The sequence below is a fragment of the Pilimelia terevasa genome, from assembly GCF_014647915.1.
GTDB classification, from domain to species: domain Bacteria; phylum Actinomycetota; class Actinomycetes; order Mycobacteriales; family Micromonosporaceae; genus Pilimelia; species Pilimelia terevasa.
On sequence record NZ_BMQC01000001.1, the window covers coordinates 381,960 to 396,643 of the forward strand.

11 protein-coding genes are annotated in these 14,684 nt (G+C 75.7%); 5 read left to right on the plus strand and 6 right to left on the minus strand.

Annotated features, from left to right (window positions below):
- Positions 1-126: 126 nt before the first annotated feature.
- On the minus strand, positions 127-1,635 hold the full coding sequence (gene cysC, locus IEY75_RS01900; protein WP_189112378.1) for an adenylyl-sulfate kinase: 1,509 nt from the start codon (positions 1,633-1,635) through the stop codon (positions 127-129).
- Positions 1,636-1,808: 173 nt separating this feature from the next.
- On the opposite strand from cysC, the gene IEY75_RS01905 reads away from it, so the two are divergent.
- Positions 1,809-3,029 (plus strand): glycoside hydrolase family 26 protein, encoded by a 1,221-nt coding sequence (locus tag IEY75_RS01905; RefSeq protein WP_189112379.1) that lies wholly within the window; start codon positions 1,809-1,811, stop codon positions 3,027-3,029.
- Between the two features lie 33 nt (positions 3,030-3,062).
- Here IEY75_RS01905 and IEY75_RS01910 read toward each other — a convergent pair whose 3' ends face one another.
- Both IEY75_RS01910 and IEY75_RS01915 read right to left on the minus strand, forming a co-directional pair.
- Positions 3,063-3,665, minus strand: coding sequence for a hypothetical protein (locus IEY75_RS01910; protein ID WP_189112380.1), 603 nt, complete (start codon positions 3,663-3,665; stop codon positions 3,063-3,065).
- 105 nt (positions 3,666-3,770) lie between these two features.
- Positions 3,771-4,475, minus strand: coding sequence for an NUDIX hydrolase (locus IEY75_RS01915; RefSeq protein WP_189112381.1), 705 nt, complete (start codon positions 4,473-4,475; stop codon positions 3,771-3,773).
- Positions 4,476-4,843: 368 nt separating this feature from the next.
- Here IEY75_RS01915 and IEY75_RS01920 point away from each other — a divergent pair, with 368 nt between their 5' ends.
- Positions 4,844-6,346 carry a hypothetical protein gene (locus IEY75_RS01920; RefSeq protein WP_189112382.1) on the plus strand — a complete coding sequence of 501 codons (1,503 nt, stop codon included), beginning with the start codon at positions 4,844-4,846 and terminating at the stop codon, positions 6,344-6,346.
- A 67-nt stretch (positions 6,347-6,413) separates the two neighbouring features.
- Here IEY75_RS01920 and ppc read toward each other — a convergent pair whose 3' ends face one another.
- Entirely contained in the window at positions 6,414-9,170 is a 2,757-nt protein-coding gene (gene ppc / locus IEY75_RS01925; RefSeq protein ID WP_229789271.1) for a phosphoenolpyruvate carboxylase, read from the minus strand.
- A 228-nt stretch (positions 9,171-9,398) separates the two neighbouring features.
- Between ppc and IEY75_RS01930 the strand changes: the two genes are divergently transcribed.
- Together IEY75_RS01930 and IEY75_RS01935 are read left to right on the plus strand one after the other, a co-directional pair.
- Complete coding sequence (locus IEY75_RS01930) at positions 9,399-9,806, plus strand: DUF4180 domain-containing protein (protein WP_189112384.1); 408 nt, start codon at positions 9,399-9,401, stop codon at positions 9,804-9,806.
- Between the two features lie 9 nt (positions 9,807-9,815).
- Positions 9,816-10,835 (plus strand): S66 family peptidase, encoded by a 1,020-nt coding sequence (locus tag IEY75_RS01935; protein WP_189112385.1) that lies wholly within the window; start codon positions 9,816-9,818, stop codon positions 10,833-10,835.
- 49 nt (positions 10,836-10,884) lie between these two features.
- Here IEY75_RS01935 and IEY75_RS01940 read toward each other — a convergent pair whose 3' ends face one another.
- A complete protein-coding gene (locus IEY75_RS01940; protein WP_189112386.1) occupies positions 10,885-11,361 on the minus strand; it encodes a hemerythrin domain-containing protein in 477 nt (158 codons plus the stop codon).
- Positions 11,362-11,540: 179 nt separating this feature from the next.
- Here IEY75_RS01940 and IEY75_RS01945 point away from each other — a divergent pair, with 179 nt between their 5' ends.
- Entirely contained in the window at positions 11,541-11,984 is a 444-nt protein-coding gene (locus IEY75_RS01945) for an SRPBCC family protein (RefSeq protein ID WP_189112387.1), read from the plus strand.
- Between the two features lie 349 nt (positions 11,985-12,333).
- Here IEY75_RS01945 and IEY75_RS01950 read toward each other — a convergent pair whose 3' ends face one another.
- Positions 12,334-14,079 carry an enoyl-CoA hydratase-related protein gene (locus IEY75_RS01950; RefSeq protein WP_189112388.1) on the minus strand — a complete coding sequence of 582 codons (1,746 nt, stop codon included), beginning with the start codon at positions 14,077-14,079 and terminating at the stop codon, positions 12,334-12,336.
- Positions 14,080-14,684: the final 605 nt, after the last annotated feature.

The following is a 14,684-nucleotide window of genomic DNA, read 5'->3' on the forward strand; positions in this document are numbered from 1 at the left end:
GCGGGCGGGCAGCTTCCTCGAAACTAACGTCCCTTTACCACCGTTAGTTATTAATTTGTCCGCTTCATCCTTGCGGATATGAGGGAGATCCGCTTCCGGGTGAACGCGGGGTGTCGCTACGACGCCTCAGGCGGGTTCTACCCAGCCGGTCTCGATCAGGTGCTCCAGCAGCGTCTGGGCCGCCTCGTCGACCGTCAGGCCGGTCGTGTCGAGCACCACGTCCGCGTCACCGGGCTCCTCGTACGGGTCGTCAATCCCTGTGAAGTGGGGAAGTTGGCCCGCGCGGGCACGGGCGTACATCCCCTTGCGGTCCCGGCGCTCGCACACCTCCAGCGGCGTGGCCACCCAGACCAGGACGAAGCCGGCGCCGGCCTCGACCGCCATCCGCCGGGCACCCGCCCGCCCCGCCGCGTACGGCGCGATCGGGCAGCAGATCGCCAGCCCGCGGTGCCGGGCCACCTCGGCCGCGACCCAGCCGATGCGGCGGATGTTGGTGTCCCGGTCCTCCTTGCCGAAGCCCAGGCCGGCGGACAGTTCGCGCCGCACGACGTCGCCGTCCAGCAGCGTGACCGTCCGCTGCCCGCTCTCCCGCAGGCTGTCGGCGACCGCGCGGGCCACGGTCGACTTGCCGGAGCCGGACAGGCCGGTGAGGAACAGCACCAGGCCGCGGTGCCGGCGGGCCGGCCGGGCGCGCCCCAGCTCCCGGGCGACGGCCGGCGGGGTGTGCCACTCCGGCAGCGGGAAGCCGCGCTCCAGGGTGTCGTCGATCTCCGCCGGCCGCAGGGCCTGCCGCCGGGCGCCCGGCGGGATGTCCTCCTGCGAGCGCCACTGGCCGTCCCGCTTGTCGTAGGCCAGCTCGCGGGGGACCAGGACCCGCGGCCCGCCCCCGGAGATCATCGCCTCGCCGGTCGAGAGCAGGTGCGTGACGCCGTACGCCTCGGCCACCTTCGCCCGCAGCAGGGCCGTGCGGATCTCGTCGCCCCGCCGGCTCAGCGGCACCGCGACGACCGTGGCGCCGGGCAGCCGGTCCCCGGCGGCGAGGACCGCGCGCACGAGGACCTCGGGGGCCAGGCCGTCCGGCCCGGGCTCGTCGGCCGGGACCATCACCAGCACGTGGGCCGACAGGGTCCGGGCGGCGTGCGAGATCTGCGCGAGCTGCGGGCGGTGCAGGGGCCGGTCGGCCAGGACGCCGAGCACCCGGCCCAGCGGCAGCGCGGCGCGCACCTGCGCCGGGGTGCGCCGCAGCCGGTGGAACGGCCGGTGGTCCCCGTCGCCGATCCGGCGGACGGTGCCGCCGACGCCGCTCACGCCGGGCGCCACGGGCCACACGTCGGTCACCGCCAGCGCCGCCACGGGCGCGCCCTCGGGGTCGGTGAGGATGACGGTGCGCCGGGTGTCGTCGAGGTGGGCGGTCAGGGTCGCCGGCAGTTCGAGGGTCACCGGTACGGGCCACGGGGTGCCGTCGGCGAGCGTCCCGCGGCGGGCGACAGCGTCGAGGTCGGCCCGCCCGAGGAACCCGGTCAGCGGGGCGTAGGCGCCGGTCAGCAGGAGTGCGAGGTCGGCCAGTTCGGGGGGGCGGGGCGTGTGGGTGGGCGCGTCGCGCAGGACGTTCTCGGGCAGCGGTGCGTTCCCCATCGTGAGCCTCTCCTCGGCGCCCCCGGGCGTCGGTTGGCGCTACCGACCGGCCCAGTCTGTCAGGAGGCGTGGGCGGGGTCGAGGTGCCTGCGCCGTTGCTGGACTCTTGTACAGGTTTATAGTCTTTTCAACCACTTTGTGGCGATATTCTTGTTCAGCGCGAGAGGATCCCGATGCGCCTGCGCCCCGCCGGTCGACAACTGTCCCGCCGGGTGTCCGCGATCCCGTGGCGCACCGGCGTCGCGGCGGCCGCCGTCACGGTGACCCTCATCGCCGCGGCCGGCTGGTACGCCGTCCGCCCGCAGCCCACCCGCCAGGCCGGCCGGCCGCTGGCCCCGGCCAGCCCCGCCGGGCCGGCCACCGGCGCGCCCGGCCAGGACGGCATCGGCCAGGCGCCCGCGCCGGGCGCCGGTCCCCGCCCCGGCGCCCGGCCCGCCGACTGCCGGGTCGGCCCGCGCCTCGTGCCGACCTGCGGCGTCCTGTGGGGAGTGGCGCCCGGCGCGCTCACCGCCGCGCGCGGCGCCACGGCGCTCGCGTCCTTCGAGCGCGCGACGGGCCGGACCCAGGCGATCTACCACGCGTACCACCGCGGCCAGGGCGCCCTCTTCCCGACCCCGGCCGAGCGCCGCCTCGCCACCGAGCCGGGCCGTCCCCGAGTCCTGTTCCTGAACTGGAAGCCCACCGGCGCCACCTGGGCCGCCATCGCCGACGGCGCGCGCGACCCGTACCTCGACCGCCTCGCCGCCCACCTGCGCCGGACCCACCGGGCGCCGTTCTTCTTCACCGTCCACCACGAACCGGAGGACGACGTCCGGCCCCGCAGGGGCTCGGGGCACACCGCCGCCGACTACGCGGCGATGTACCGGCACGTCGTCCGCCGGCTCCGGTCCCGGGGCGTGGCCAACCTGGTCAGCGTCGTCGTGCACCTGGCGTACCCGAAGCTGACCAGCCAGCCGTGGTTCGACGACCTGTACCCCGGCGACGACGTGGTCGACTGGGTCGGCTTCGACACCTACGCGTACGGCGAACCCGGCTACGGCCACGGCGACTTCGCCGAGCTGGTCAACCGCCGGTCCCGCCGGTACGCCTGGCCCGGCTTCTACACCTGGGCGGCCGGCCGGCACCCCCGCAAGCCGCTGATGGTCGCCGAATGGGGCGTGTGGCACGCCGAGCGCAACGCGGCCCACCACGAGCGGTTCTTCCGCAGCGTGGCCAGCCAGCTTCCGCGGTTCCCGCGGATCCGGGCGATGGTCTACTTCGACACCCCCGCCGACCAGCGCTCCCGCGACTCCCGGCCGACCCGGACGAAGGCGGGCCTGGCCGCCTTCCGCGCCCTGGCCAAGGACCCCGTGTTCGCCGTGCGCGTGGTTGGCGGCCGGGAGCCGCGGCGCTGACCGTCGCCCGTGCGCCGGTCGACGGTCAGCGGCTCAGCAGGGGACCGCCCTGACGGTGATGACCGGCCGGACGCCGGCCGCGCCCATCGCGATGGTCACGGTGGTGTCGCCCTGCTCCTGGGGCATGGCGCTCAGGCTCGTGCGCAGGGTGAACGTGTCGGTGGCGCCGCAGCCGACCAGCGCGGTGGACCGGCTCCGGCTCTCGTCCCAGCGCACGTTGACCCCGCCGCCCCAGTTCCGGTGCAGCTCGACGTCGGCCCCGACGGGGTTCACGATCCCGACGGTGGCCTCCGCCGAGGCCTGGCGACCGGTCCGGACCTGCGCCCGGGCTGTCAGCTTGTCGAGCTGGAGGGAGAAGTTCGGGTTCATCACCACCTTGATGTCGGCGCTGCAGCCCTTGGACAGGCCGGGCCAGGCGGACGTGTTGATCTGGTAGCCGGCCATGGCCAGCTCGAACTGGCCGCCGCCGAGATTTCCCAGCTTCACGCTGGACTCCTGGCAGCCGGCGGCGTTGACGCCGACGACGTTGAGCGACTTCCAGCTCCGCGCCGAGGCGGCCGCGGCGGGGGCGCCGCCGGCCGCGGCGGCCAGCAGGGCCGCGACGACGCTGGTCAGTGGACGGACGAAAGGAGACATGGTTTCCTCCGGATCAGCGTGCGGACGGCACCCTGCGGGGCCGAGCAGACCGCACGTGGCCCCCATCCCACTCCGGCGTCGCCCCGGACAGCATCGGGCAGCTCCCTACACTGTGTCCGCCGCCGGATCGCCGCGGTCCCGGAGCATGGGCGGGTGCAGGAGCGCGGCCGGGCCGCGCCGGTAGCGCCGGGCCGGCCGGCCGCGCCCACCGGCGTCCGCGCCGCCGGTGGGTACGACGAAGCCCGGGGTGCCGGTGACCTTGCGGTGGAAGTTGCGGGCGTCCAGCGGTCGGCCCCACACACTCTCGTACACCTCCCGCAGCGCGCCCACGGTGAACTCCGGCGGGCAGAAGGCCGTGGCCAGCGGTGTGTACTCCAATTTGGCCCGCGCGCGCTCCACGCCGTCGGCGAGGATCCGCGCGTGATCGAAGGCCAGGGCACCGATTCGCGCGCGCGGTACCCAGCGGGCCGCCGCCGCGTCGGAGCCGGCGACCGGGACGGGCAGGTCGGGCAGCAGCGCGAGGTAGGCGACGCTGACCACGCGCCCGCGCGGGTCCCGGGCGGGGCGGCCGTAGGTGGCGAGCTGCTCCAGGTGCCCCGCCGGTCCGGCGAGCCCGGTCTCCTCGGCCAGCTCGCGGGCGGCGGCGGCGGGCAGGTCCTCGTCCGGCAGGACGAAGCCGCCGGGCAGCGCCCACCGCCCGCGGTACGGGGGGATGCCCCGCCGGACCAGGAGCACGGCCAGCGTGCCGTCGCGCACCGTGAGGACCACGAGGTCGACCGCGACCCGGAACTCGGCACCATTTTGCGTCACATTGACATTCAATCACGAGACTAATTATCGTCACTACGACGAAAATTGGGGGGCGTCATGAGGATGGATGAGGAGCAGGGCTGGGCCGGTCCGGGGCGGTCGCCGGTCCGTCCGACTGCCGGCTGACGGACGCGTGGGAGGTCGGTCGAGGTGGTCCGGGACGGGTGAGGCGCCGGACGGGGATCGCCGGAAACATCGCTTTGGCGCGGGTTCGAGTGTGTCGGTGCTGGCGGCCGGGCGGCGGTGGACGACCGGTGAGCGGTTCAGCGCCTTCGGTCCGAAGTGGCCGACGACCGACAGCCGCGGCGCGGCCGACCTCGTTCCGCAGGGTGCAGTCGCGAACCCATCCGATGTCGAGGTGCACACACGTGAGTAGTCAGTCAGGGCGTCGCCGTGCCGGCGCCGTCTCCACCCGGCTCAGCCTGGCGGTCGGCGCCGCCGCGCTCGCGGTCGCGGCCCCCGCGGCCGCCGCCGCGGCGACCCCGCCGGTCGCCGGAGCCGGGCCGGCCGTCAAGGACCCGGACCTGCACCACCCGGAGCTGGCCGAGGACAGGGGCCTGCGCGGCGCCCGGGCGGTTCTCGCCGCGCCCGCGCGCGACCTGGACTGCAGCGACGACGGGAGCTGGGTGTTCCGGCTCGACGGCGTCGGCGGGCGGACCGGCGTCCGGGTGCCGAAGTTCATCGTCGCCAAGTCGCTGCGCGGCCAGCCGGTCGCCGCGGTGCGGGCGGACGAGTGGCAGGGCGTCTACCGGCTACCCGGCGAGGCGCAGCTCAGCGGCAGAGCCGTGACCTGGGTCGACCCGAAGTGGAGCGCGGGCGGGAACCGCTTCGCCCTGATCGCCGCGCCGTGCGAGGCTCCCACCCTGACCGCCGAGGCCGCGCCGACCGTCGTCTCCGCCGGCGGGACAGTCGTGGTCAGCGGCCAGCTCACCGACAAGCGGGGCAGGCCGGTCGCCCGGCACGCCGTCGCGCTGGGTACGAGCTGCGCCGACCGCTGCCGCCGCGGCGGCCGTCAGGACCGCCGCGGCGACCAGGACGGCGGGTCTGACGGCAAGGGCGGGGCCGCTCCGGGCAAGAGCGACGGCGTCGACGGGGTGGACGGCCAGGACGGTGCCCGCGTGGCAGAGGCGTCCGGCAAGGCCGGCGCGGGCGGCCGCGGCAGGGGCGGCCTCGACCAGCGGACCAGGACCGACCGCGAGGGCAGGTTCCGGTTCACGGTCCGGGCCAGGGAGCTGGGCCTGCACGAGCTGACCGTCCGCAGCGCCGCCGACGCGCCCGAGCCCGGCCGTCGGGGCCTGGCCACCGCGGAGAAGATCCTGCACGCGTGGGCGATCCCGGGTCGCGCCCCGGTCCGCGCCGGGGAGTTGGCCAGCGCCAAGGGCGACGCGCTGACGGCCGGGCCGAAGGCCACCACCGTCACCGGCGAGGGCTTCCGCCCGGGCAGCGAGGTGGCCGTCCTGCGCTACCCGGCCGACAACAAGCTGGTCGCGGCCGCCAGGGCCGACGGCCGGGGCCGGATCTCGGTGGAGGTCGACCTGCCGGCCGAGCTGCGGGGCGACCAGGTGCTCGTGGCCTTCGGCGAGGACCGCAGGTGCCGCGCCCGGCTGCTGGCGCGCAGGGTGACGGTCCAGGCTCCGGGCCTGCCGGGCGGGGGGAGCGGCGGTGGCGGCGGCGGTACCGGCGGCGGCGGGCCGACCGACCCGCAGCCGCCCACCACCCCGGTGTCCCAGGTACAGCAGGACGACGCCGGCCTGCCGGTGACCGGCGGCTCCCTGGCCGGCATCCTCGTCGGCGGCGCCGTGATCGTCGTCGGCGGCGCCCTGCTGCGGGTGCTGGCCCGGCGACGCCGGAGCGCCGACCCGCTCGCCTGAGCGGCCCCGCGGCTCTGCGGCCGGCCTGATCGCCGGTCGCGGGCCGCGGCCGCGCGCTCCCCGGCGCTCAGCCGGTGTTGCGCAGGCCCGCCGCGATGCCGTTGACCGTGGTGAGCAGGGCGCGTTCCCGCGCGTCGTCGGCGCGGTCGACCGTCCGGTGCTGGCTCAGCAGCGCCACCTGAAGATGGTGCAGCGGCTCCAGGTAGCTGTCGCGGACCGCCAGGGTCCGCCGCAGCGCCGGCTGCCCGTCGAGCAGGGCCGCCTGGCCGGTGACCGCGAGCACCTCGGCCACCGTCCGCTCGCACTCGGCGCGGACGGTGTCGAAGACCGGCCACAGCGACGGCGGCGCCAGCGACTCGACGTACCGGCGGGCGATGGTCAGGTCGGTTTTGGCCAGGGTCATCTCCATGTTGGACAGGAAGGTGCGGAAGAAGCGCCAGTCGGCGTACATCTCCCGCAGGACCGGCCCGAGCCCGGCGGCCCGCGCGGCGGCGAGCCCGGCCCCGACCCCGAACCAGCCGGGCACCACCTGCCGGGACTGGGTCCAGCCGAACACCCACGGGATCGCCCGCAGCCCGCCCAGCCCCGCGCCCGCGTCGGGCCGCCGCGCCGGCCGGGAGCCGATGTTCAGGGCGCCCAGCAGCGAGGCCGGCGTCGTCGCCCAGAAGTACGCCGGCAGGTCGGGGTGGTCGACCAGCGCGCGGTACGCCTCGAAGGAGGCGGCCGCGACGACGTCCATGGCCCCGTCCCAGCGGGCCACCTGCGCCGCCGGGACCGTCGGCTCCCGGTGCAAGACCGTGGCCTCCAGCGCGGCGGCCACCGTCAGCTCCAGGTTCTCCCGCGCGAGACCCGGCAGCGTGTACTTGTCGGAGATCACCTCGCCCTGCTCGGTCAGCTTGATGGCACCGTCGAGCGTCCCGTACGGCTGGGCCAGGATCGCCTCGTGAGTCGGGCCGCCGCCGCGGCCGATCGTGCCGCCCCGCCCGTGGAACAGCCGCAGCCGCACCCCGTGCCGCGCCGCCGCGCCGCGCAGCGCCCGCTGCGCCCGGTGGATGCCCCACTGCGCGCTGGCGATCCCCGCGTCCTTGTTGGAGTCGGAGTACCCGAGCATGACCTCCTGCACGTCGCCCCGGGCGGCGACCACGCGCCGGTACGCCGGCACCGACAGCAGCTCGTCCAGCAGCGGACCGGCGGCGGCCAGCTCGGCCGAGGACTCCAGCAGCGGCACCAGCCCGATCGACGCCCGGCCGGCCGGCGGGTCCACCAGGCCGGCCTCCCGGGCCAGGACCGCCGCCGCGAGGACGTCGTCGGCGCCGCGCGTCATCGAGACGATGTAGGACTCGACGACGTCGGCCCCGAACCGGCGCTGCGCCTGGCGCACGGCGGTGAACGTGGCCAGCGTGCGCGCCGGCCCCGCCGGCAGGTCCGGGTCCGCCCCCCACAGCGGCCGGCGCCCGGCCAGCTCCGCGCCCAGCAGCGCGGTGCGCCCCGGCCGGTCGAGCGCCGCGTAGTCCACCTCGCCGAGCGCGGCGTACCGGTGGGCGAGGACCGCGTGGTGGGCCTCGGCGTGTTCGCGGATGTCCAGGGTGGCCAAACCGAGACCGCAGGCGGCCACGGTCCGCAGCGCCGTGGCGACCCGGCCGTCGGCGGCCAGCCGGCCGCCGTGGGCGGCCAGCGACTCCCGGACGAGGGCGAGGTCGGCGTACAGCGCGGCGGCGTCGGCGTACTCCCGCCCCGGTGCCGGCGCGCGGCCGGCCGCCAGCCGGTCGCGGGTGTGCGCGAGCTTGGCCCGCACGGCGCGCAGCTTGAGCCGGTACGGCTCGCTGTCGTAGTTGCGCCGCAGGCGGCCCTCGATCTCCGGCAGCGCCGCGAGGTCCGCGTCCAGGCTGGCCCGCAGGGCGGGCGTGACCTCGCGGAGCCGGTCGGAGACCGACAGCGCCCCGACCAGGTCGTCCACCAGGTCCTCCGCCGCCTGGAGGCCGTACTCGTGCTGGAGCAGCAGGACGTCACGGGTGACCTCGGGGGTGACGTACGGGTTGCCGTCGCGGTCCCCGCCGATCCAGCTCCCGAACGTCAGCGGGCGCGCGGTCGCCGGCAGCGCCACGCCGAGCCCGCCCAGCGCCGCGTGCAGGTCCTCCAGGACCAGGCCGACCGGCCCGCGGGCGAGGTCGCGCAGGTAGTACACCGCGTTGCGCGCCTCGTCGGTCGGCTCGGGGCGGTGCACGCGCAGTTCGTCGGTGAGCCACAGCAGGTCGATCAGCTCGGCCAGCCGGCCGTCGTCGCGGCGGGCGGTGCCGGTGAGCGCGGCCTCGGCCGCCTCGGCGTCGAGGTGGTCGGCGACCGCGCGCAGCTTGGTCAGGATCGACCGGCGCGCGGCCTCCGTCGGGTGGGCGGTGAAGACCGGGCGCACGGCCAGCCGCGCCGCCGCCTCGGCCACCGCCCCGGTCGGCACGCCGGCCGCCGCGATTCTGCTGCCGGCGCGCTCCAGCCAGCCGCCGCGCGCGGCGCGCGCCCGCCGCAGGGCCCGGGCGCGGTGCGCCTGCTCGGTGATGTTGGCCAGGTGGAAGTACGTGGCGAACGCCCGCGCCAGCAGCGTGGCGGTGCCGACGTCCACCCCGGCGAGCTTGTGGGCGGCGGCCTCGTCGTCGGCCCGCACCAGCGCCCGCACCTCCTCGACCAGCGTGAGCAGGCCGCGCCCCTCCTGCCGGGCGAGCGTGTCGCCCAGCAGTTCGCCCAGCCGCCGGATGTCGGCGCGCAGCAGCGCGTCCGCCCGCCCCGCGTCCGCCCCGACCTCGTCCGCCCCGGCCCCGTCCGCGCCGACCACCCCGACCCTGCCCGCACCGACTGCGTCCGCGCTGGCCGCTTCCGCACCGACCGCTTCCGCGGCGCCGGACCGCGGCGCCTCCCCACCGTTCCGCATGACCGCTACATTTCCATGCCCGGCCGCGCTCCGCCCGCACTGCGGCGTCGATCACGGTCCGCGCGACCGTGATCGACGGTTTCGGTCGGGAAATGCCTTGCCCCGCGGCCGGGCCGCGACCAAGGTGCAGGAATGAGAGTGGAGCGGTGGGGGACGGAGACGGTCGGGGTCTGGGACGGCGCGGTGCTCGACGGGGCCGGCGCGGCCGGTGACCTGGTCGGCGCCGCGTTCAGCGTCGGCGTGGAGTGGGTGGTGCTGCCGGTCGCGCGGCTGGGCGCCGACTTCTTCGCGCTGCGCACCGGCGTGGCCGGCGAGATCGTGCAGAAGTGCGCCAACTACCGGCTGCGCCTGCTGGTCGTCGGCGACATCTCCGCGCACACCGCGGCCAGCGGCGCGCTGCGCGACTTCGTCCGCGAGGCCAACCGCGGCCGGCACGTGTGGTTCGCCGACACGGCCGCCGACGCCGTCGCGCGGCTCGGGGGTACGCCGTCCCGGCGGCCCGGGGGAAAGGCCGGTGCGGCGGCGCCGGGCGATGACTAGCGTGGGGCGATGACCACACCCAGCAAGGTGGCGCCCGGGGACCGCGTGGCGGTCGTGTCCCCGTCCGCGGCGCTCGCCGGAACCTTCCCGCACGTGTACGAGCGCGGCCTGCGGGTCCTGCGCGAGGACCTGGGACTCGTCCCCGTGGAGTACCCGACCACCCGGGCCGGCGGTACCCCCGCGGAGCGCGCGGCGGACCTGATGGCGGCGTTCGCCGACGACTCGGTCGCCGCCGTCATGGCCACCGTCGGCGGCGAGGACCTGATCACGGTGCTGCCGTACCTGGACGACAAGGTCCTGGCCGCCAACCCCAAGCCCTTCTTCGGGTACTCCGACAACACCTGCCTCCTGCAGCACCTGCACGGGCTCGGGGTGGCCGGCTGGTACGGCGGGTCCGTCATGGCCCACCTCGGGCGGGTCGGCGGCCCGCACCCGTACTCGATGCGCTGGCTGCGCACCGCCCTGTCCGAGTCCGGGTGGCGGACGCTGGAGCCGCCGGCCGAGTTCACCGACGAGGACGCCCCCTGGCACGAGCCCGCGGCGGTGCCCCCGCCGGTGCGCCCGGCGACCCCCTGGCGGTGGGCGGGCGCGGCCGCCGGGCCGGTGGAGGGGCCGACCTGGGGCGGCTGCGTCGAGGTCGTGGCGTGGCTGCTGATGGCGGGCCGGGTGCCGGAGCTGCCCGACGGCGCGGTCCTGCTGCTGGAGACCTCGGAGGAGCTGGTCCCCGCGCGCGAGGTGTACCGGATCATGCGCTCCATGGGCGAGCGCGGACTGCTCCAGCGGTGCGACGCCCTGCTGATGGGGCGTCCGAAGGCGTGGAGTGTCCACGACCGCCGGGCGATGCCGCAGCGGCACGAGTACGTCGCCGCACAGCACGCGGCGGTCCTGCGGGCGATGGGCGAGTACGCGCCGTCGTCGGCGGTCGTCCTCGACGTGGACTTCGGACACACCAGTCCGCAGCTCGTGCTGCCCTACGGCGGGGCGGTGCGGGTCGACCCCGCGGCCCGCACCGTCAGCGCCCGCTACTGACCGTGCGCGCGGCGGCCCGCCCGGCGGTGGCCGGGTGGGCGCGCGGCGGTCAGCTCCTGGCCGACTGGAGCGCGAGCGGGTCGGCGGGGGCGTCGGAGCGGGCCTTGGCCATCTCCTCGCCCAGCTCGACCAGCGCGTTGCGGCCCAGCGCCTTGCGCACCTCGGGGAACCACTCCTGCTCCTCCTCCTGGACGTGGTGCCGCACGTTCTCCATGAGGACCGCCACCTTGGCGTCGAACGTCTCGTCGCCGGGGTCGAGGGTGCGCACCTCGGAGAGCAGCCAGGCCACCACGTGGTGCTCCTCGACGGACTCCAGGACGTGCGCGCCGGTCGCGGGCGCGGCCTCGCGCGCCGCCGGGTAGAAGATCCGCTCCTCGATGTACGCGTGGGTCGTCAGCGCCTCGCAGATCTGGTCGACCAGCGCCCGCTTCTGCGCGGTGGTCGCCGACTCCCTGCTCTTCTCGTACTCCTTGAACAGCGTCTCGACCTTCTTGTGGTCTTCGCGGAGCAGGACGATGCCGTCCATGCGGACCTCCGGTTGTCGTGGCGGATGTGACCCCCTCTCCGTTACCCGATCCGCCGCCACCCATGCCCGGCCGCGCGTCGTGTCGGAGGTTTGTCCCGGAGGTTTGCGGTGGTACCGGCCCGGTAATCGGCTCAGTGACGCCGGTCGGCGTCGGCTGTCGTACAGGAGAGGGGAGCGCCGTGACATCGGTGACGGAGAGTGTGGAGGTGGCGGTCCCGGTGCGGACGGCCTACAACCAGTGGACCCAGTTCGAGGAGTTCCCGGAGTTCATGGCGGGTGTGGAGGAGGTCCGGCAGCTCTCGGACCGCACCACGCACTGGCGGACGAAGATCGCCGGGGTCGAGCGCGAGTTCGACGCCGAGATCGTGGAGCAGGTGCCGGACCAGCGGGTGGCCTGGATGGCGCAGGGCGTCACGCACGCCGGGGAGGTGACGTTCGAGCCGCTGGGCGCGGACCGCACCCGGGTGACCGCGAAGATGGACTTCGAGCCCGAGGGTGCCGTCGAGCAGGTCGGGGACAAGCTGGGCATGGTCGACCACCGGGTGAAGGCGGACATGGCCCGCTTCAAGGAGTACATCGAGAAGCGTGGCGCCGCCTCGGGCGCCTGGCGGGGCGAGATCTAGGTCCGCGCCGCGGGCGCGCCGGCGCTCCCCCGAACGACGGGGGGCGCCGGCCGAACCGCCGTCCACGGACGGGGGAATCCTCAGGTCGTAGCTACTGTTACACACCGATGTCTTGCGATTACTCCGCGGATTGGTGTTCACTGATTCCGGCTCCCCTGAAGGGGGAACCGGGGAGAATACGGCCCCCACGGGGGACTGCGTGACCTCCTCGGGGGCCAGTGGTGGCTCCATGGTGAGGGGCCTGTACGCCAGCCGGGTCGTCGGGGCCCCGGCGTGCCGCTCGGGGGCGGACCGCGTGTCGGGGTCCGCCCTTCAGCGTCGCCGCGGCACGTGCCGCCGACCGGCCCGCTCAGGCGGGGCTGGCGGCCCGCAGCGGCTTGCGCGGCCGGACGATCCGCACCGCCGCCGGGGGCCGGTAGGTCAGCCGGGCTGGAGTGACCTGCGGCCGGACCTTGTGGACGAAGTCGTACCGCGCGCCCGCGAAGTCGCTCCGGTCGTCGAACATGTCCATCGTCATCTCGGCCAGCTCCCGCGCCTCGTAGGCGTCCAGCGGCACCCGCTCGCCGGCCAGCCGCGCGGTCTTGGCCGCGCGCACGGCCTCGGCGCGCCCCGGCTCGGCGGCCCGCGCCGCCAACTGCGCGAGCCAGTCCAGGTAGGCGGCCCAGTCCCGGGGGCCGACCTCGTCGACCAGGCCCATCCGCAGCGCCGCGGTGGCGCTGACCGGCAGCCGGTCGTCCAGAAGCTGCCGGGCCAGGGTGGCGCCGACCCGCCGCGGCAGCGTGTAGGTGTGCAGCTCCGAGCCGAACAGCCCGATGTCGTAGTACGGGTTGAGCACGATCTCGGCGCGGGCGGCCACGACGTCGGCGCCGAGGCCGAACATCACCCCGCCGGCACCGGCGGGGCCGCCGTACCCGGCGATGACCACCTGTCGGGTGTTCGCGGTGATCGCCCGGCACACGGCGTTGAGGGCCTTGATGTTGGTCCACGCGGTGGCGGCCGGGTCGGTGGCGGCCTCGACGACGTTGAGGTGGATGCCGTTGCTGGTCACCTCCGGGCCGCTGACCAGGACCAGGACCCGGGTCTCCTGCTGCGCCGCGTGCCGGAGCCCGGCCAGCATCCGGCGGCAGTGCCCGCTGGACATCGCGCCGTTGTAGAAGTCGAAGTGCAGCCACCCCACCGCGCCGTCGCGCCGGTACCGGATCTCGGCCGGCCCGTCGCCGTGCTCGGCCAGGCCCCGGGGGGTCCGCGGCACGCCCCGCAGCCGGCGGCTGAGCAGCGTGGTCGCGGGCAGCTTGATCCGCGGCCCGACGGCACCCGCGGGCGGCTTGAGGTGGCCCAGCCACACGCTGCCGTCCCCGGTGGCGACCCGTACGGCGTGGTCGCGCTGCGCCAGCACGGTCCCGGGCGCGTAGCCGTCGGCGGGGGCGCCGGGGTGTGCGTCGAAGACCAGCAGCGGCCGCCCCGACAGCGTCGCCCGGACGCCGGGGGAGCCGTCGGCGGCGCGGATCCGCCGGACGACGTGGGCGGTGGCCTCGCCCCAGGCGAAGGCGCGGTCGGCCTGGGTCATCGCGGGCCGCAGGCGGGCGCCGGGCAGCGGCGTACCGGCCCGGCCCGGCGGCACCGGCCGGAAGGCGGGGTCCGCGGCCTTCTCCACGACCTCGAAGACGCAGGCGACCGCGGCGTCGGCGACCTGGCCGTGGTAGAGGGCCGACTTGCGGGGCGGGTCGGCCGGCAGGTCGAACGTCCGCGCCGCCCAGACCGGTCCGGCGTCCAGCTCGTCGATCGCCTGGAGCGCCGTCACGCCCCACCGCGTGCGGGCCTCGGCGATCGCCCAGTCCAGCGACGACGGTCCGCGGTCGCCCACCGGGCCGGGATGGATGATCACGGTCCGCCAGCGCTGCCAGACCTGGGTGGGGACCCGGTCCTTCAGGTACGGGCACAGGATCAGGTCGGGGTTCATCGCGCCCGCGGCCTCGATGATCGCCTGATCGCCGGTGGCGAGCTGGACGCCCACTTCGTGGCCGGCCTCCCGCAGCGCGCACCAGACCCGTTGGCTGAGTCCGTTGAACGCGGAAACCAGCAGCAGCAGTCGCATGTTGCATCCCCTTTGAGCACCACGGCCGGCCGCGAATGGTCGGCCTCTCGCCGCCTCGCGTCCCGTGATCACGGCAGCCCACGATGCCGTCTCCGCCGCGCGGGGATGGCCGCCGCTGGAGTGCGGCCGACCGGCGGAACGTGGAGTAAATCCTTAATGGACGAATAATGAGGCCCGAGCATTCTCGCGCTGATTCGTCCGGTGTCGACGGACAGAATGTGCGACGCGAAATGCCGGCGCGCCCGTGTGGGGCGGCCGGTCGCGGAGCGGTGCCGTCCGGCGACCGCGGGAGCGGTGGCCGTCGGTCGATGTCCGCCCGTCGTGGGGGGAAACCCGCCGTCGCGGCGAATGGTTACGGGTCGATGCGCCGGGACCTGGGTGGTCGATGTCCCGGGACCTGGGTGGTCGATGACCCGTGCCGCACCGACGCGCGGAGCGACGCATCTGACCTGCGATCGAACGCCAGTTCGCGGACGGGGGCAAGGAGGCTGTCGGGGAACCGACAGTGTGGCGCGGATTACAGCGCGAGGGAGGACCGGCCTGGCCGACCTGGCACGGCACCGCCGCCGCGCCGGGTCGGCAGCGCCGCGCCGTCCCGGCCGGCG